Below are 16940 nucleotides of genomic sequence, written 5' to 3'. Positions count from 1 at the left end.
TCCCCGGGATGTTTCCTCGGAAAGGGCAGGATTTTCGCCACCCCTTCGCAAAAGAGGATGACATTCCGCTCCACGATTCATAACTGGGGGGGTACCGCGTGGAAGGTTTCCTGAAGCGGCCGGCCGGGCGGGCCGGCGGCGGGGCCGAAGCAGGACGAGAACGGGGTCGCCGGCCGGGGCGCCGGCGCGGGCGCTGGGCGGTGGCGGCGGGGCTTGCCCTGGCCCTGACGGCCCTGACGGCGTGCGGCGGCGCCGGCGGCGGGGCGGCCGGCGGCGGGGAAGGCGGTGGCTCCGGCGGCGGTGCGCCGGGCGAGACGATCAAGATCGGCATCGTGTTGCCTCAGACCGGCCGTGAGGCGAAGCCCGGCACTTACCAGCTGGAGGGCATCCAGCTGGCCATCGACCAGATCAACGCCGCGGGCGGCATTGACGTGGGCGGCAAGCAGCTGAAGGTCCAGCCCGTCATCTACGACGACGAGTCGGACCAGGCCAAGTCCGCCTCCCTGGTCCAGCGGGCCATGGAGCAGGACAAGGTGGTGGCGGTGATCGGCGGCTACTCCACCGCCCTGGGCCAGGCCCAGTCGCCCATGCCCGACCGCTTCCAGGTCCCCTGGATCACGCCGGGCGCCGCGGCCAGCACGATCTTCAGCCAGGGCTACCAGTACACCTTCGGCACCCTGGCGCCGGTGAACCTGCTGGGTTACACCACCGGCCAGTTCCTCGGCTGGCTGGTCGACCAGGGGAAGCTGGAGAAGGGCCTGACCATCGCCCTGGTCGTGGAGAACACCGACCACGGGGTGGACTACGCCAACGGGATCAAGAAGTGGATCGAGGAGAACCCCGGCTACTTCGAGATCGTGGTGGAGGACACCTTTGAGCTCGGGGGTACCGACTTCTCCGGCATCCTGCAGAAGGTGAAGAACGCCAACGCCGACATCTTCCTCTCCGACGCGCACCTGGAAGACTACATCACGATGCACCGGCAGTACACCCAGATGGGCCTCCACCACCAGATGATCAGCTACGGCGCCCGCGGTCCCGAGGCGGCGGCCCGGGAGGCGCTGGGCGACGCCGTCGACTACATCTTCGCCGGCATCTGGTGGTCCAAGGAACTGCCCTACCCGCAGGTCAAGAAGTTCGTCGAGGACTACAAGAAGAAGTACGGCCGCGAGCCCGACTCGTGGTACGCCGCCACGGCCTATGACGCCATGCGCATCCTGGCCAAGGCCATCGACCAGGCGGACAGCCTGGATCCCACGGCCATCCGGGATGCCCTGCGCCAGGTCGAGCTGACCGACTCGCTCCTGCCGGGCCAGCACCTGAAGTTCCCCGAGAACGGCCAGGTGCAGCTGCCCTTCGTCATCGTGCAGAACAAGCCCGGCGGCGAGGTCGACATCGTCTACCCCGAGGATGCCGCCACGGGCGAGGTCGTCGCGCCGGTGCCCGCCCAGTGACGCGGGCCAGGCGTGAGGCGGGCTAGCTGGCGGCGGCCGGCCGCCCCGCCGGATCCGGTCCGGCGGCCACCATCGCCGGGACGGCATTCGACCAGCGGGGGGAGGAACGCGGCCCGCGGCCCCAGGGCCCGGGCCGCGTTCCCCTGTCCCCGGAGGGGGTGCAGCATCCTTGGGTTGGCTTGACGTCCTCAACCTGCTGGTGGCGTCGCTGCTGCTGGCGGGGATCTACACGACGATGTCCTTCGGCATGACGGTCATCTACGGCGTGATGAAGATCATCAACCTGGCCCACGCCGGCTTCATGATGCTGGGGGCCTACTTCGTCTTCGAGCTCTTCAACCGGCTGGGCGTTCACCCCATTCTGGGCGCGCTGCTGGCCTTTCCCGTGTTCTTCGTGGTGGGCATGGCGGTCCACTGGCTGCTGGTTCGCTGGCTGCCGGTGTCCGACCAGCCGACCCTGCCCTCCCTGCTCCTGCTCTTCGGCCTGTGGCTCGTCCTCCAGAACCTGGGATATGCCATCTGGGGCAACCACGACCGGTCGATCTATACGGACATGACCCTGGCGACGGTCCAGGTGGGCCCGCTGACCCTGTCGGTGGTCCAGCTGGTCGTGTTCGCCGTGGCCCTGGTCTCCCTGGTCTTCCTGCAGCTGTTGCTCACCCGGACCTGGTTCGGCCGGGCGGTGCGGGCCCTGACCCAGAACCCCTTCGCCGGCCGGCTGGTCGGCATCGACACGGGGCGCATCGCCCGCCTGAGCTTCGGCCTGGGCATCGCCTTCGCGGGCCTGGCCGGCGCCCTGCTGGCCTCGCTCTACTCCTTCGACCCCGACTTCGGGCGCCCGTTCCTCCTGCGGTCCTTCGTCATCATCGTCCTCGGCGGGCTGGAGTCCTTCGCCGGCGTCGCCCTGGGCGCCCTGATCCTGGCCCTGGTCGAGACCTTCAGCGTCCAGTTCGTGCCGGCGGGCTACCAGATGGCGATCTCCTTCTCCCTGCTGGTGGTCGCCCTGCTGGTCCTGCCGGGCGGGGTGGCGAGCCTCTTGGAGCGAAGGGGGCGGGCGTCGTGACGGCAACCTCCGCGCCGGTGGAACGCGGCCTGCCGCGGGCCACCGCCACCCGGGACCTGGTGGCGGCGGCGGTGCTGGTCGCCATCCTGATCGCGCTGCCCCTGAGCGGGTGGCAGGGCAACCTGCGGCTGATCTTCACGACCCTGCTCTGGACGACCTGCAGCATCGCCTGGAACCTGGTGGGCGGCTTCGCCGGCCAGGTGTCCTTCGGGTTCGCCGTGTTCTACGGCCTGGGCGCCTACACGGCCGCGGTCCTCATCACCGCGGGCCACGTGAACCCCTACGTGGCCTTCCTGGGGGCGGCCGTGGTGGCGGCGGTGGCCTCCCTGCTCATCGGGCTGCCCACCTTCCGCTTGCGCGGGCCGTACTTTGCCATCGCCACCATCGGCGTCAACGAGGCGGTGCGGGTGGTGATGAACAACCTGGAGGCGCTGGGCGCCGCCAGCGGCTACCGGGTCGACGAGATCGTCGGGGGGAAGCGGGTGCCCTTCGTCATGGAGCACCACTACCTGACGGCGGTGGCGATCTTCGCCGTCGCCCTGGTGCTGTCGATCCTGGTGGCCCGCTCCCGCTTCGGCCTGGCCCTCAACGCCATCCGGGACGACGAGGACGCGGCGGCGGACGTCGGCGTCAACGCCTTCCTGCACAAGCTGGCGGCCCACGCCCTGGCGGCGGCCCTGGTGGGGGCGGCGGGCGGTGCCTACGCCCGGTACGCCGCCTTCATCGACCCCAGCGGCGTCTTCAACTTCAACAACAGCGTCTCCATTCTGCTCATGCCGGTGATCGGGGGGCTGGCCACCATCTGGGGGCCGGTCATCGGCGGCGGGGTGTACGGCATCATCCAGGAGGAGCTGGTGGCGCGGTTCGCCGATCTCCACCTGGGGCTCTACGGCGCGCTGTTGATCCTGGTGATCCTGTTCGAACCCGGCGGGGTGGTGGGCCTGGCCCGGCGCCTCCGCACCGCCCTGGGACGCCGCCGGGCACCGGGCAGGCCGGTGCCGGCCGGGGGGGTGAAGGCATGACGGCGGTCCTCGAGGTTCGAGGCCTGACCCGCTACTTCGGCGGCCTGGCGGCGGTCAAGGACGTCGACCTGGTGGTGCCCGAGGGGGCGATCTTCGGCCTGATCGGGCCCAACGGGGCGGGCAAGACCACCACCTTCAGCATGATCGCCGGCTCCTTGACGCCCAGCGCCGGCCGGGTGTTCTACCGGGGGCGGGACGTGACCCGCCTGAAGGCCTTTCAGCGGGTGCGGCTGGGGATCACCCGGACCCACCAGATCGTCCGGCCCTTCCGGTCCTTGACGGTGATCGAGAACGTGGAACTGGCCGCCCGCTACGGCCGGCGGCCGCCCCGGACCGCCGGCGAGGCGCGGCGGCGGGCCCTGGAGGTGCTGGAGTTCGTCGGCCTGGGGGCCCAGGCGGGGCTATCCGCGGCCGTGCTGCCGGTGGGCCAGCAAAAGCTGCTGGAGCTGGCGCGGGCCCTGGCGACGGCGCCCGACCTGCTGCTCTGCGACGAGATCTGCGGCGGGCTGACCGACGCCGAGACCCGCAACGTGATGGACCTCCTGCGCAAGATCCGGCAGAACGGCACCACGATCCTCTACATCGAGCACGACATGCGGGCGGTCATGTCCGTCTGCGACCGGATCGCGGTGCTAAACTTCGGCGAGAAGCTGGCCGAGGGGACGCCGGAGGAGATCCGCACCAACCCGGCGGTCGTCGAAGCCTACCTGGGCCGGGCGGCGGAGGTGGGGGCCGGTGCCTAATCCGAAGCGGTCCGGGGGCGGGGGACAGCCCCTGCTGGTGGCGGAGAACCTGGAGATCGCCTACGGCGCCGTCCAGGTGGTCTGGGGCGTGAGCTTCCAGGTGGCCCAGGGCCAGATCGTCGCCCTGATCGGCTCCAACGGCGCCGGCAAGACGACGACCCTGCGGGCGCTGGCCGGGGTCCTTCCCCTGAAGGGCGGGCGCATCCGCCTGGCCGGGGAGGACATCACCGCCCTGCCGGCCCACGTCCGGGTGGGGCGGGGCCTGGTCCTGGTCCCCGAAGGCCGCCAGCTCTGGCCGCGCATGACCGTGGAGGAGAACCTGATCCTGGGCGCCTACTCCCCGGCCCTGCGGGGGCGGGTGGCCCAGAACCTGGAGCGGGTCTACGCCATGTTCCCGCGGCTCAAGGAACGGCGCGCCCAGCTGGCCGGGACCCTGTCGGGCGGCGAGCAGCAGATGCTGGCCATCGGCCGCGGCCTGATGGCCGAGCCCCGCGTGCTGATGCTGGACGAACCGTCCCTGGGCCTGGCCCCCAAGCTGGTGGAGGACATCTTCCGGTTCGTCCGGGAGATCGCGACCCAGGGCGTGACGATCCTGCTGGTGGAGCAGAACGTGCACCAGACCCTGGAGATCGCCGATTACGCCTACGTGCTGGAGACCGGCCACCTGGCCCTGGAGGGGCCGGCGGCGGAGCTGCGGGAGAACGACTACGTGCGCCGGGCCTACCTGGGCGCCTGAGCTGCCGGGGCGGGCAACGCGGCGGACGGCCCAGGGCACGGGTCCGCAACATGGGAGGAACGCGGCCGGCGGGCGCCCCCTCGGGGCGCCCGCCGGCTTCAGAAGGGTGCCCGGCGCCTACCGGCCGCGGAAGACGGGCGGGCGGCGTTCCACGAAGGACCGCATGCCCTCCCGGCGGTCGTCGGTGGGCACGCAGGCGGCATACAGCTCCAGCTCCCGGCGCCGCCCCTCCTCCCACCCCAGGGAGCGGGTGGCGCGGATGGCCTGCTTGACCTGCCGGACGCTGATGGGGGCGTTGGCCGCGATCACGCCGGCCAGTTCCAGGGCGCGGTCGACCACGCGGTCGGGCTCGGTGACCTCGGTGACCAGCCCGATCAGCCGCGCCGTCTCCACGTCGATGATCTCGCCGGTCATGATCAGGCGGTTGGCCCATCCTTCCCCCACGATGCGGGGCAGGATCTGGGTGGCGCCGCCGCCCGGCATGATGCCGCGGGTGACCTCGGGCAGCCCGAAGCGGGCGTCGCGACCGGCCACGATGAAATCGCAGTTCAGGGCGATCTCGAACCCGCCGGCCAGGCAGTACCCGCGCACCGCCGCGATGACGGGCACGGGCGTTTCCGACACCGCCCGGAACATCCGCTGGAACACGTGGTGCTGGGCGAACCAGGCCTGTTCGTCCAAGGTGGCGCGCTCCTTGAGGTCGGCGCCGGTGCAGAAGGCACGATCCCCCGCGCCACAGAGGACCACGGCCCGCACCGCCGCCTGCTGGCGGAGGTCTTCGAAGCGGGCGGCGACGGCTTCGGCCATGGCGGTGTTGAAGGCGTTGAGCCGCTCGGGGCGGTTGAGCCGCACCAGGGCCACCTCGGGCCGGGGCCATTCCAGCTGGACCAGGCTGTCGTCCACGGCGGTCCACCTCCGTAGCCGAGAGTTCCATGGGCGGAGGCCGTGCCCCTGCCACTCCCGGTGCCGGGGGGAGGAACGCGGCGGCAGGCGGCGGGTCCGGCCGCTCGCCGCCCGCCGGAACCCCGGTCGGGTCCACCCGCCAACTCCGCCCGAAGCGCCTGGCCGGTGGATGGCGGCGAGGTGGTGGGCTGCGGCCGGGGTAAGGGTCGCGGGCCATGGGCGGACGGCCCCCGCCGAGCCGCCTGTTGAGGACCCGGCCCCCCTGCCCGGGGACGCGGGCACCGCCTTGGGGGGCCAGCCTCACTCGCCGGGGGACGCGGGGGCCGCGCCGCCGCGGCGCTCCCGCAGCCATCGCAGCAGCCGCCGCCGGGCGGTGAAGGCGCCACGGAAGGCCCAGTAGCGCGCGGGGGCGTAGATGCGCTCGAACTCGCCGATGTACTCGACCAGTTCGGCACCGAAGCCCTTCTTGAACCGGTAGAGGCCGTAGTGGGGGTCGGCGGGGTCCAGGTTGCCCGAGACGCCGCGAAAGTCGTAGATCCGGCAGCCTTCGGCGATGGCCCACTGGATCGCCGCCCACTGGGCGGCGTGGCTGGGCATCACCTTGCGGGCGTCGTAGTCGGTGCCGCCGTAGAGGTACCACACGGTATCGCCGCAGCGGAAGACCATGATGCCCGCCACCGGCCGCCCCTGGTGCTCGGCCAGGAAGATCCGGCCGTGGCCCGGAACCAGCAGGTGCCGCCACAGCGCCTCGTAATAGGAATAGGCGCGGATGGCGAACCGCTGGCGGGCCGCCGTCAACTGCAGCAGCCGGTAGAAGGCGGCCAGGTCCTGCTCGTCCTGGGCCGCCCGGGTCGTCACGCCCTGGCGGGCGGCGTAGCGGATGTTGTAGCGGGTCTTGGACTCGAAGCGGGCCAGGGTCTCCTCCGGCGTCGCCGCCAGCTCCAGCCGCATGACGAACCGCGGCTGCAGGGCCTCGAAGGCCGTCGCCTCGGTCCCCCGGCGAAAGCCCAGGCGCAGCAGGAGGTCGACGGCGTCCTGGCGCTCCACCGGCACGTCGGGGTCGACCCGCAGGACGATGGCCCGCCGGCGGCGGGCCTCCCCGGCGGCGGCCTCCAGGAGCGCCTGGACGGTCTCCCGGTCCCGGTAATCGACGGCGGGCCCCGTCGGGGCGTAGAAGATCGTGCCCAGGCCGGGCAGGTTCCGGGCCAGGACGGTCATGGCGCCGGTCACCGTGCCGGCCCGGGTGGCCAGGAAGCGCAAGGGCTCCCAGCCGGTGGCCCGCTTCACCTCGCCCCAGCCCCAGAGCTGCATGAAGTGGGGCTTGCCGGAACCGGCCACCGCCTGGTCGTAGGTCGGCTGGTCACCGGGGCCAGCAAGGGTCACCCGGGTGGTGGCTGGCTCGTTCATCCCACGGTCTCCTTATCGGGTTGGGGCATCCCGCGGCCCGGCGGGGTGGCGGCGGGGGTGGTCCCGCCCGTGCCGTTTCCGGTCCCGTCGCCGGCCGGGACGAAGGGGCCCGCGGCCGGTTCATGGGCCAGGGCCGGCGGGGCCTCATTGGCCGCCCAGGGGGCCGGCACCGGGGAGACCTCCGGGGGTGTCGCGGCCCCCGTCGCCGCCGGCGCCCCTTGGGCGGCCGGCACCGGCCGCACCTGTTCGACCACCTGGCGGTGGGGCCAGGCGATGGCGACCGGCCGGCCACCGCGCAGGTAGACCACCGGCAGGTGGGCGGCCGCCGTCAGCCGGCTGACCTGGAGTTCGACCTCCTGGCCCGGCGCCAGGTCGAGCCCCGTGGCGTCGAACAGGCAATGGTTCATCATGAACTCGCCGCGGAAGGGGACCTCCCGACCCCGCGTCCGGATCCGCGGTCCCGGCGGAGCGGCCACCGCCCCGAGGACCCGCTGGGCGCCCACGGCCCCCAGCAGGCGCCGTCCCATCAGGACGAACCGGTCCGTCCAGCCGCGGGCTTCCCGGCTGGGTCGCAACCCGTCGGCCAGGCCGACGGGCAGGACCGCCACGGTGGCGCCGGGCCGCGCCCAGCCCCCGCGGTACCCGGGGTCCAGCCCGCCCGCCCGGTAGACCGAGCGCACCCGGACCACCAGCCGGGAAGGCGGCCGCACCGCCAGGCCGGCCCGGCGGGCCGCCCGGGGGGCGTAGCCGTAGAGCAGGTTGCCGACCCGCACCATGTCCAGCTGGGCGTAGGGGGCCAGGGCCAGCAAGTGGCTCTCGGCGCAGTGGACCAGGGGCGGCCGGAGGCCCCGTTCCTCCAGATCCTTCACCAGGCGGAGGAACCGGTCCAGCAGCCGCAGGGCCAGTCGGGGCCGGGCCGCGGTGGGCAAGTGGGTGTAAAGCCCCTCCACCCGGACCCCGGGCAGGGAGGCCGCTTCCGCCAGGACGCCCGCCACCGCCTCCGGCGCCAGGCCGCCCCGGCCGAGGCCCATGTCGACCTCCAGGTGCACCGGCACCGGCCCGTGGCCGGTCGCCTCGGCGCGCCGGGCCAGGGCGGCCAGGGTGGCGGCATCGTGGACGGTGGCCGTCAGCCCTTCCCGCAGCCAGTGGTCGAACAGCGGCTCCTCGGGCGGCTGGAAGACCAGGATCGGCGCCGTGACGCCGGCATGGCGCAGCCGCAGGGCGGCTTCCAGGGTCGCCGTGCCCAGGGCGTCGGCGCCGGCGGCCGCCAGGGTGCGGGCCGCCATCTCCGCCCCGATCCCGTACCCGTCGCCCTTGACGACGGCCAGGATCCGGGTTCCGGGCTGGAGGAAGCGCCGGACGGCGGCCAGGTTGGCGTCCAGCACGTCCAGGTCGACCTCGATCCGCGCCCGGGCCAGGGCGGCGGCCAGTTCGGCCGGCCAGGTCACCGCGGCATCGGTGGGGAACGGGTCGTTGCGGTCACCGCCGGGACCGGTGGGGTCACCCGGCGGGTTCCCGTTGGGGCTGGCCTGAGGATGGTGTTCCACCGTCAACGCCCTTTCCTGCTCCGCCCGTGCCCGCCCCGGCCGGTCGGCTCGGCTCGCGCCGGCCGGTCGATCCGGCTCGCGCCGGCGGCCCCGCCACGGGGCGGCTCCGGGTCGGCTTCGGAACCACCCCGGTTCCTCCGGGGATGCTCCCGCGGGGCCCTTCGACCTGGACCGTCCTTCCAGGTACGGGTTCGCTGTGTCCTTCGCGGCCGGCGGCGTGGGCTCCTGTCGTTCCCTTTCATAAAAAGGCTGCCTGCGGGCCCGCCCTTCCATGCGGGGGCGGCGCCGAGGCCGGCGGGTCGCGCCCCTCTGCGGGGCCGCCCCCGGCCCGACCGGGCTGGCAGGCTTTGACCGGTGCTCCGCCGAACCGCAACATATCCAAAGAAAGCACCATGTCCTCAGGGTGACAAGCCCTCTTCGCGAAAGGAGCATGCCGATGCCGGAGACGCCCGCGCAAGGGATCACGGGTGCCGCGGCCCAGGCGGAGGAACCGGCCAGCCTCCTGCCGCCCGGGGCCCCGCCCGCCTACCACCGCTTGCTGGAGCGGCTGGGGCAGGTCAGCGACCTGCACGCCGTGACGACCCTGCTCAATTGGGATGAGGAGGTCAACATGCCGCCGGGCGGGGCGGCCGCCCGGGCCGAGCAGAAGGCGACCCTGAACCGCCTGGCCCACGAGGCCTTCACCGCCCCTGAGGTCGGCCAGTGGCTGGACGAGCTGGCCGCCTGGGAAGCCCAGCTGGACCCCGAGAGCGACGCCGCCGCCCTGCTGCGGGTGACCCGGCGGGATTACGAGCGGTCGCGCCGGGTTCCTCCCGATCTGGTGGCCGAGCTGGCCCGGGCCTCATCCCAGGGCTACCAGGCCTGGGTGGAGGCCCGCCAGCAGCGGCGCTTCGCCGTCTTCGCGCCCGCCCTGGCCCGCCTGATCGAGCTGCGGCGCCAGATGGCCGATGCCCTGGGCTACCCGGAAGAACGATACGACGCCCTGCTGGAGGGGCACGAGCCCGGCATGCGCACCCGCCAGGTGCGGGAGCTCTTCGCCCGCCTCAAGGAGGGCCTGGTGCCGCTGGTCCAGGCCATCGCCGAGCGGCAGGACCGGGTGCGGGACGACTTCCTCCAGGGCGACTTCCCCGACGCGGACCAGTGGGCCCTGACCGTGGAAGCGCTGGAGGCCATCGGCTTCGACTTCCAGCGGGGCCGGCAGGACCGCTCGATCCACCCCTTTACCGCGCCCCTGTCCACCGGCGACGTCCGGCTGACGACCCGGATCAACCCCGGCCTGTTCGGCCCGGCCTTCTTCAGCAGCCTCCACGAGGGCGGCCACGGCCTGTACGAGCAGGGCTTCCCGCCGGCCTGGCACCGCACGCCCCTGGCCGACGGCGCCTCCTCGGCGGTCCACGAGTCCCAGAGCCGGCTGTGGGAGAACGTGATCGGCCGCTCCCGGGAGTTCTGGGCCTTCTTCTTCCCCAGGGTGCAGGCCCGGTTTCCCCACCAGCTGGCCGGCGTCGACGCCGAGGCGATGTACCGGGCGGTGAACCGCTCCCGGCCTTCTTTGATCCGGGTCGACGCCGACGAGGTGACCTACAATCTGCACATCATGCTGCGCTTCGAGCTGGAGCTGGCCCTGCTGGCGGGCGACCTGCCGGTGGACGAGCTGCCGGCCGCCTGGCGGGAGAAGACCCGGGCCTACCTGGGCCTGGAGCCGGCCGACGACGTGGAGGGCGTCCTGCAGGACATCCACTGGTCATGGGGCGGGTTCGGTTACTTCCCCAGCTACGCCCTGGGCAACCTGATCGCCGCCCAGCTCTGGGAGGCCGCCCTGCAGGACGAACCGGCCCTTCCCCAGCGGATCGCCCGCGGCGAGCTGGGCGCGGTCCTGGCCTGGATGCGGGAGCACGTCCACCGGCACGGGGCCCGCTACGAGCCGCTGGAGCTGGTCCGCCGGGCGACGGGGGCGGAGCTCAGCGAGCAGCCCTTCCTGCGCTACATCCGCCGCAAGTATGGCGAGCTGTACGGGCTCTGACCGGCCCGACCGGCCGGCGCCGGCGACCGAAGGGGGCCGGCGACCCGCCGGCGCCCGGCGGCGGTCGGGAGGGGTATCCGGTCGGGGCCGGCATCCGGTCGGGCCGGCATCCGGCCCCGTGGTGAGGGAGGTGGCATCGTGGCCATCGTGGCCGTCAGCATCGCCCCGGTGGGCGAGGGGGTCAGCGTCAGCCCTTGGGTGGCCCGGGCCCTTCAGGTGCTGGCCGCCCAGGACCGGGTCCGGTATCAGGTCGGCCCCATGTTCACCACCCTGGAGGGCGATCTGGACGAGATCCTAGGGCTCATCCGGGCGATGCACGAGGCGATGTTCGCAAGCGGTGCCCAGCGGGTGTCCACGGTGATCAAGATCGACGACCGCCGGGACCGGCCGCAGACCATGGAGGAGAAGGTGGCCAGCGTGGAGCGGAGGCTGAAGGAGGCGGGGACCGGCGGGCCCCAGGGCCAGGGCGCCGCCGGGGCGACAGCAGGTGAGGGGGCTCCGGAGGCCGGGGCCCCGCGGTCATGAAGAACCGGCGGCGCCATCCCGGCCCGCCGGTGGGGGCCGCCGGGTTGCCGGCGGCGGCCCGGCCGGCGGGGCTGGCGGGGACCCCGGGCCCCGCCGGTTCGTCCGGGACGGCCGGCGCCCAGGGAGCCCAGGGCGGGGCGGCCGCCCGCCACGGGGGGCCGCCCGCCGAGGTCCACGCGACCCACAAGGGCCTGATCCTGGTCGCCCTGATGCTGGCCATGTTCATGGCCGCCATCGAGGGGACCATCGTCGCCACGGCCATCCCGTCCATCGTGGCCGACCTGGGGGGCTTCTCCCGGTTCAGCTGGGTCTTCTCCGCCTTCCTGCTGACGTCGGCGGCGTCGGTCCCCATCTACGGGAAGCTGGCCGACCTGTACGGCCGCAAGCCCGTGTTCCTGGCCGGGGCGGGCCTGTTCCTCCTGGGCTCGGCCCTGTGCGGCACGGCGACGACCATCGGCCAGCTGGTGGCCTTCCGCGCCCTCCAGGGGCTCGGCGCGGGGGCGGTGCAGCCCATCACCATGACCATCGTCGGCGACCTCTACCGCCTGGAGGAACGGGCTCGCATCCAGGGCTACCTGTCCAGCGTGTGGGGCGTCTCGGCGGTGGTGGGGCCAGCGGCCGGGGGCCTGCTGGTGCAGTACGCCGGGTGGCCGTGGGTGTTCTACATCAACCTGCCCATCGGGCTCCTGGCCTGCACGGGGCTCGCCCTGTTCCTCCACGAGCCGCCCCGCCACGGCCGGGTGGCCATCGACCTGGCGGGGTCCTTCTGGATGGTGGTGGCCGTCAGCGCCCTCCTGGTCCAGCTGGTCGAAGGCGGCAGCGCCTGGCCCTGGGCCTCGTGGACCACGGCGGCGCTCTTGGCCACGGCCCTCTTGGCGGGGTGGATGTTCGTCCGCCAGGAGCGGCGGGCGCCGGAGCCCATCCTGCCCCTGGAGCTGCTGGGGCGGCCCATCATCCGGGCCGGCAACCTGGGCGGCCTGGTCGGCGGCATCATCCTGATCGGCCTTTCGTCGACCATCCCCACCTTCGTCCAGGGGGTGCTGGGCCGCTCGCCCGTGGTGGCCGGCTTCGCCGTCGCCACCCTGTCCATCGGCTGGCCCCTGGCCAGCACCCTTTCGGGCCGGCTGATGCTGCGCTGGGGCTTTCGCGGCACCGCCGTGACCGGCTCCCTGTTCGGCATCCTGGGGACGCTGGTCCTCTGGCTGGCCGGGCCCGGGGCGTCGCCCCTGCAGGTGGCGGCGGGCTGCTTCCTGGTGGGGGTCAGCATGGGGCTGGCCATGACGACCTACATCGTGTCGATCCAGGAGTCGGTTCCGCGCCACGAGCGGGGGGTGGCCACCGGGTCCCAGGCCTTCGCCCGGATGCTGGGCAGCGCCCTGGGGGCCGCCTTGCTGGGCGGGGTGATCAACACCCGGCTGGAAGGCGCCCTGCTGGCCGCGGGCCATCCCGACCTGGCGCGGCTGGGGGCCGACGCCGGCAACTGGCTCCTCGACCCCCAGCGGCGGGCGACGCTGGACCCCGCCGCCCTGGAGGCCCTGCGCCATGCCCTGGCCGGTGCCTTCCGGGCGGCGATGACGGTGGTCCTGGGGCTGGCGGTCCTGGTGCTGCCCATCACCCGGACCCTGCCCCGGGGGGTCGAACCGGCCGGCGGGGGGCGGCCCGCCCGCGGCTAGGGATGGCTTGGCGGGCGGGGGACCGCCGCCGGGCCGGGGCCGGGGCGCCCGCCCTGGCGAGGGCGCCCCTTGCCTGCTTGGCGAAGACGCCAGGGGGCCGGAACCCTAGCGGTTCCGGCCCCCTCTGCATGCCCGGCGCCTTCCGGGCGGTCTTCGCGGCGGTCGCTGGGTCCTCCCGCAGCGGTCAGGCGCAGCACCCGGCGCGGCCCAGCCGCCCGCTGCCGGTCCCCGGCCCCAGGGGGGTGTTCCCGTTCGCGGACTGGGGCTGGCACTGGGCGAACAGGCCGATCAGCACGATCCGGTCCAGGCTGGGCTGCAACACGTCGGGGCTGAGCTCCGCCGTGACGATCAGGTCGTTGAACGGCGCCAGCTGCTGGCCCGGCGGCAGCGCCAGGGACCCGGCCCAGACCCGGGGCGTCAACAGCGGGTTCGTCCGGACCAGGGGGACCTTGACGGTGCGGCCGTCGGGGGCCACCCCCCGCAGCCAGGCCACGAAGGTCGTCCCCCCGAACACGGTGGGCGCCGGCAGGTCGATGGTGCCGATCAGCACGTTGGCCCCGGCTGTCGCCGACTGGAAGATCCGCGCCACGCCGCCGGCCTCGGGCCCCCGGGGCACGTTGGCCGTGCGGAACAGCAACATGCAGCACTCGACGGTGGGGACCTGGGGCGCACCGCCCGTCGGCACGCAGATCTGCTGCCCCGGGAAGATCACGTTGGGGTTCGGGATCTGCGGGTTGGCCGCGATCAGGGCCTGCAGGCTCACCCCGAACCGCTGGGCGATGAGGAACAGGGTGTCGCCCGGCTGGACCGTGTAGATGAACCCGTTGGGACACGGGGGCGGCGGCGGCAGGGTCACGCCCGCCGGCACGCAGATCTGCTGGCCGGGGAAGATGGTGTTGGGGTCGGGGATCTGGGGATTGGCCGCGATCAGGGCCTGCAGGGTCACCCCGAACCGCTGGGCGATGAGGAACAGCGTATCCCCCGGCTGCACCGTGTAGATGAACCCGTTGGGGCAAGCGGGCGGCGGCGGCAGCTGCTCCTGGGCCACCTCCGCCCCGTTGGCCGCGGCGGCCACCTCCTGGTCGGCCGGCGCCTCACCGGTCCCGGTGGACAGGGCATCGCCGGCGTCGGGCCTGCCGGCGACCGGCGCCCGCGCCTCCGGGCCGGCGCCTCCCGGGATCGCCGGGCCGGTGCCGCCCGCGGCCGCCGGGTCCCGGCCGGGATCGCCGCTGTGGACGGTCTCGTCATGGGCCATCGGTGTTCCACCTCCCAGGGCGATGTATGTCGCCCCGGGGCCGCCGGTCCCGGCTGCGGGGAGAGCTTGGGCGATGGCACAGGGATTCGGGCGCGGGACCCATGGGGGTCCGGTGGCCGGGGAGGGCCGGGGAGCCGCCGGTTCCGCCGCAGGTGGCCGTTGACAGCCCGGTCCGGCCGCGCCATGGTAAGGGTAACGACCAGCGCATCGATCTCGTGGTGTGCCCATCCTTTGGGGCAGGGTGAGGCGCCGGCGCCCGCCGGCCCGGCGCCAATTCCCGACCGGCAGTGATGGGGCGGCCCCCGCGGGCCCTGCGGCGGGCCAGCCCACGAGCCTGCCAGCCTCGGCGGTTGATCCGGTGAGAATCCGGAGCCGACGGTATAGTCCGATCGGGCAGAGGTGGCGCACCCGGGCGACGAGGAGCGGGAGGGGCGAGGAACCCCTCCCGGCGGCGGCCGCACCCCTGTCGCGGGACCCGGCGGCGGCCGATCGCCGCACCCCTGTTGCGGGGCCCTGCGGCGGCCGATCCTTCCCGCCCGGCCCGTGAGCCCAGGGAGAGGGCGGCGAGCCCTCCCCGGTGACCTCTGCCCGGCGTTCATCCCCAGGATGGCGCCGGGCTTCGTCGTTTTCAGGGGACACCGCGGGCGATGCCGGTGGCAGGGTGGGAGGTGAAGCCGGTGGAAGGCCATGACGGCCGGGCGGCGCCCGGGCCGGCCGGGTTCGTCCGCCAGGCCCCGGACCGGGGGCCGGCCGTGGCCCCCAGCGAGCGGCCGGGCGCGGGCCCCCAGGCCGCCCTGGCGGAGCCGGGGGAGGCGGTCGAACCCGCCCGCCCGCGGCACGGGACCTGGGCCCTTAAGACGGGCCTGGCCCGCATGCTCAAGGGCGGCGTGATCATGGACGTGACCACGCCGGAGGAAGCGCGGATCGCCGAAGAGGCCGGCGCGGTGGCGGTGATGGCCCTGGAGCGGGTGCCGGCGGACATCCGGGCGGCCGGCGGGGTGGCCCGGATGGCCGATCCGGACCGGATCCGGGCGATCATGGCGGCGGTGACCATCCCGGTGATGGCCAAGTGCCGCATCGGCCATTTCGTCGAGGCCCAGATCCTGGAGGCCCTGGGCGTCGACTTCATCGACGAGAGCGAGGTGCTGACGCCCGCCGACGAGCGCTTCCACATCGACAAGCACGCCTTCCAGGTCCCCTTCGTCTGCGGGGCCCGGGACCTGGGCGAGGCGCTGCGCCGCATCGCCGAGGGGGCGGCCATGATCCGGACCAAAGGAGAGCCCGGGACCGGGGATGTGGTCGAGGCCGTGCGCCACATGCGCCGGATGAACGAGCAGATCCGCCAGGTCTGCCGGGCCGGGGAGGAGGAGCTGGTGGCCCTGGCCCGGGACCTGGGGGCGCCCTACGAGCTGCTGCTGGAGGTCAGGCGGCAGGGGCGCCTGCCGGTGGTCAACTTCGCGGCGGGCGGCATCGCCACGCCGGCCGATGCCGCCCTGATGATGCAGCTGGGGGCCGACGGCGTGTTCGTCGGTTCGGGGATCTTCAAGTCGGCCAACCCGGCGGCCCGGGCCCGGGCCATCGTCGAAGCCGTCGCCCACTACGACGACCCGGAGCGGCTGGCCCGGGTCTCCGGCGGGTTGGGCGAGGCGATGGCCGGCGTGGCGGCCCACACCCTGGCGGACGAGGAGCGGATGCAGCGGCGGGGCGGCTGAGCCCCGGCCGCAGGGGGAGGTGGCGGCAGGCATGGATGGGTTGGACCGCGGGGCGGCCGCCTGGGGGCCGTCCGGCGACGGCGTGGCCGGCCGGCGGGCCTGGACCGGGGACGCCGGGGCGAACGGGGCATGGGGACCCGGGGACCGGCTGCCCGGCGAGCCGGTCACCTGGCCTCAGGAAGGGGACGAACCGGCCGGCGTCCGCCGGGCCCCCTCCGGCGGGCCTTGCATCGGCGTGCTGGCCTTGCAGGGGGACGTGGCCGAGCACGTCGCCTACTTCCGCCGGGCCGGTGCCCGGGTCCGGCCGGTGCGGGTGCCGGGCGATCTGGAGGGGCTTGAGGGGCTGGTGCTGCCCGGGGGCGAGAGCACGACCCTGGGCCGGCTGATGGAACGCGCGGGCCTCCTGGAGGCCCTGGCCCAGCGGGGCCGGGCCGGGGCCATGGCCTTCTTCGGGACCTGTGCCGGGCTGATCCTGCTGGCGCGGGATGTGGCGGGCGGTGCGGTGCCGCGGCTGGGCCTGATGGACGTGGCGGTGGCCCGCAACGCCTACGGCCGGCAGGTGGACAGCTTCGAGGCGGACCTGGCCGCCCCCGGCCTGGGGGAGGAGCCGCTGCGGGCCCTGTTCATCCGGGCCCCGGTGGTGGAGTCCGTCGGGCCTGGCGTCCAGGTCCTGGCCCGCTGGCAGGGGCGGCCCGTCCTGGTGCGGCAGGGCCGGTGCCTCGCCAGCACCTTCCACCCCGAGCTGTCGGGCGACCTGCGGGTGGCCCGGCTGTTCCTGGACATGGTCGCCCAGGGGCCGGCCGTGGCGGTTTGACCCCGCCGGACCCCGCAGCGAAGGCGCCCGCCCCAGGGGGCGGAGGGCGGGACACCGGGGCGGCCC

The 16940-nt window shown here is 74.0% G+C and carries 14 protein-coding genes; 10 read left to right on the top strand and 4 right to left on the bottom strand.

From position 1 onward, the window contains the following. Positions 1-98 precede the first annotated feature (98 nt). The 5 genes from ACYQ02_RS00445 (at position 99) to ACYQ02_RS00425 (ending at position 5018) form a co-directional block, all read left to right on the top strand. The gene (locus tag ACYQ02_RS00445; protein WP_460038466.1) at positions 99-1454 is read left to right on the top strand and encodes an amino acid ABC transporter substrate-binding protein; all 1356 of its coding nucleotides are present in this window, start codon (positions 99-101) and stop codon (positions 1452-1454) included. Positions 1455-1623: 169 nt separating this feature from the next. Then, a complete protein-coding gene (locus ACYQ02_RS00440) occupies positions 1624-2517 on the top strand; it encodes a branched-chain amino acid ABC transporter permease (RefSeq protein ID WP_460038465.1) in 894 nt (297 codons plus the stop codon). Beyond that, positions 2514-3539, top strand: a complete 1026-nt coding sequence (locus ACYQ02_RS00435; RefSeq protein WP_460038464.1) for a branched-chain amino acid ABC transporter permease — start codon at positions 2514-2516, stop codon at positions 3537-3539. The genes ACYQ02_RS00440 and ACYQ02_RS00435 overlap by 4 nt, the downstream gene beginning before the upstream one ends. Next, positions 3536-4282: an ABC transporter ATP-binding protein gene (locus ACYQ02_RS00430; RefSeq protein ID WP_460038463.1), complete on the top strand. Its 747-nt coding sequence runs from the start codon at positions 3536-3538 to the stop codon at positions 4280-4282. Before ACYQ02_RS00435 ends, ACYQ02_RS00430 begins: the two co-directional genes overlap by 4 nt. After that, on the top strand, positions 4275-5018 hold the full coding sequence (locus ACYQ02_RS00425; protein ID WP_460038462.1) for an ABC transporter ATP-binding protein: 744 nt from the start codon (positions 4275-4277) through the stop codon (positions 5016-5018). The genes ACYQ02_RS00430 and ACYQ02_RS00425 overlap by 8 nt, the downstream gene beginning before the upstream one ends. 117 nt (positions 5019-5135) lie before the next feature. Here ACYQ02_RS00425 and ACYQ02_RS00420 read toward each other — a convergent pair whose 3' ends face one another. The 3 genes from ACYQ02_RS00420 to ACYQ02_RS00410 form a co-directional block, all read right to left on the bottom strand. Then, the gene (locus ACYQ02_RS00420) at positions 5136-5921 is read right to left on the bottom strand and encodes an enoyl-CoA hydratase/isomerase family protein (RefSeq protein WP_460038461.1); all 786 of its coding nucleotides are present in this window, start codon (positions 5919-5921) and stop codon (positions 5136-5138) included. 300 nt (positions 5922-6221) lie between these two features. Beyond that, complete coding sequence (locus tag ACYQ02_RS00415) at positions 6222-7328, bottom strand: lipid II:glycine glycyltransferase FemX (protein WP_460038460.1); 1107 nt, start codon at positions 7326-7328, stop codon at positions 6222-6224. Beyond that, positions 7325-8875 carry an alanine racemase gene (locus ACYQ02_RS00410; RefSeq protein ID WP_460038602.1) on the bottom strand — a complete coding sequence of 517 codons (1551 nt, stop codon included), beginning with the start codon at positions 8873-8875 and terminating at the stop codon, positions 7325-7327. The genes ACYQ02_RS00415 and ACYQ02_RS00410 overlap by 4 nt, the downstream gene beginning before the upstream one ends. A gap of 436 nt (positions 8876-9311) precedes the next feature. On the opposite strand from ACYQ02_RS00410, the gene ACYQ02_RS00405 reads away from it, so the two are divergent. The 3 genes from ACYQ02_RS00405 to ACYQ02_RS00395 all read left to right on the top strand — a co-directional run bounded on the left by ACYQ02_RS00405 (position 9312) and on the right by ACYQ02_RS00395 (position 13093). Continuing rightward, a complete protein-coding gene (locus tag ACYQ02_RS00405; RefSeq protein ID WP_460038459.1) occupies positions 9312-10895 on the top strand; it encodes a carboxypeptidase M32 in 1584 nt (527 codons plus the stop codon). Positions 10896-11033: 138 nt separating this feature from the next. Then, positions 11034-11420 (top strand): MTH1187 family thiamine-binding protein, encoded by a 387-nt coding sequence (locus tag ACYQ02_RS00400; RefSeq protein ID WP_460038458.1) that lies wholly within the window; start codon positions 11034-11036, stop codon positions 11418-11420. Then, positions 11417-13093, top strand: a complete 1677-nt coding sequence (locus ACYQ02_RS00395) for an MDR family MFS transporter (RefSeq protein ID WP_460038457.1) — start codon at positions 11417-11419, stop codon at positions 13091-13093. Before ACYQ02_RS00400 ends, ACYQ02_RS00395 begins: the two co-directional genes overlap by 4 nt. Before the next feature lie 184 nt (positions 13094-13277). Here the strand turns inward: ACYQ02_RS00395 and safA are convergent, their stop codons facing one another. Beyond that, a complete protein-coding gene (gene safA / locus ACYQ02_RS00390; protein WP_460038456.1) occupies positions 13278-14348 on the bottom strand; it encodes a SafA/ExsA family spore coat assembly protein in 1071 nt (356 codons plus the stop codon). A 794-nt stretch (positions 14349-15142) separates the two neighbouring features. Between safA and pdxS the strand changes: the two genes are divergently transcribed. Both pdxS and pdxT read left to right on the top strand, forming a co-directional pair. Next, complete coding sequence (pdxS, locus tag ACYQ02_RS00385) at positions 15143-16060, top strand: pyridoxal 5'-phosphate synthase lyase subunit PdxS (protein ID WP_460038601.1); 918 nt, start codon at positions 15143-15145, stop codon at positions 16058-16060. 31 nt (positions 16061-16091) lie between these two features. Next, positions 16092-16874: a pyridoxal 5'-phosphate synthase glutaminase subunit PdxT gene (pdxT, locus tag ACYQ02_RS00380; protein ID WP_460038455.1), complete on the top strand. Its 783-nt coding sequence runs from the start codon at positions 16092-16094 to the stop codon at positions 16872-16874. Positions 16875-16940: the final 66 nt, after the last annotated feature.

Source organism: Thermaerobacter litoralis, assembly GCF_054654595.1.
The sequence above is the reverse complement of the archived record's forward strand: the minus strand, read 5'-3'. Positions and strand labels throughout refer to the sequence as shown.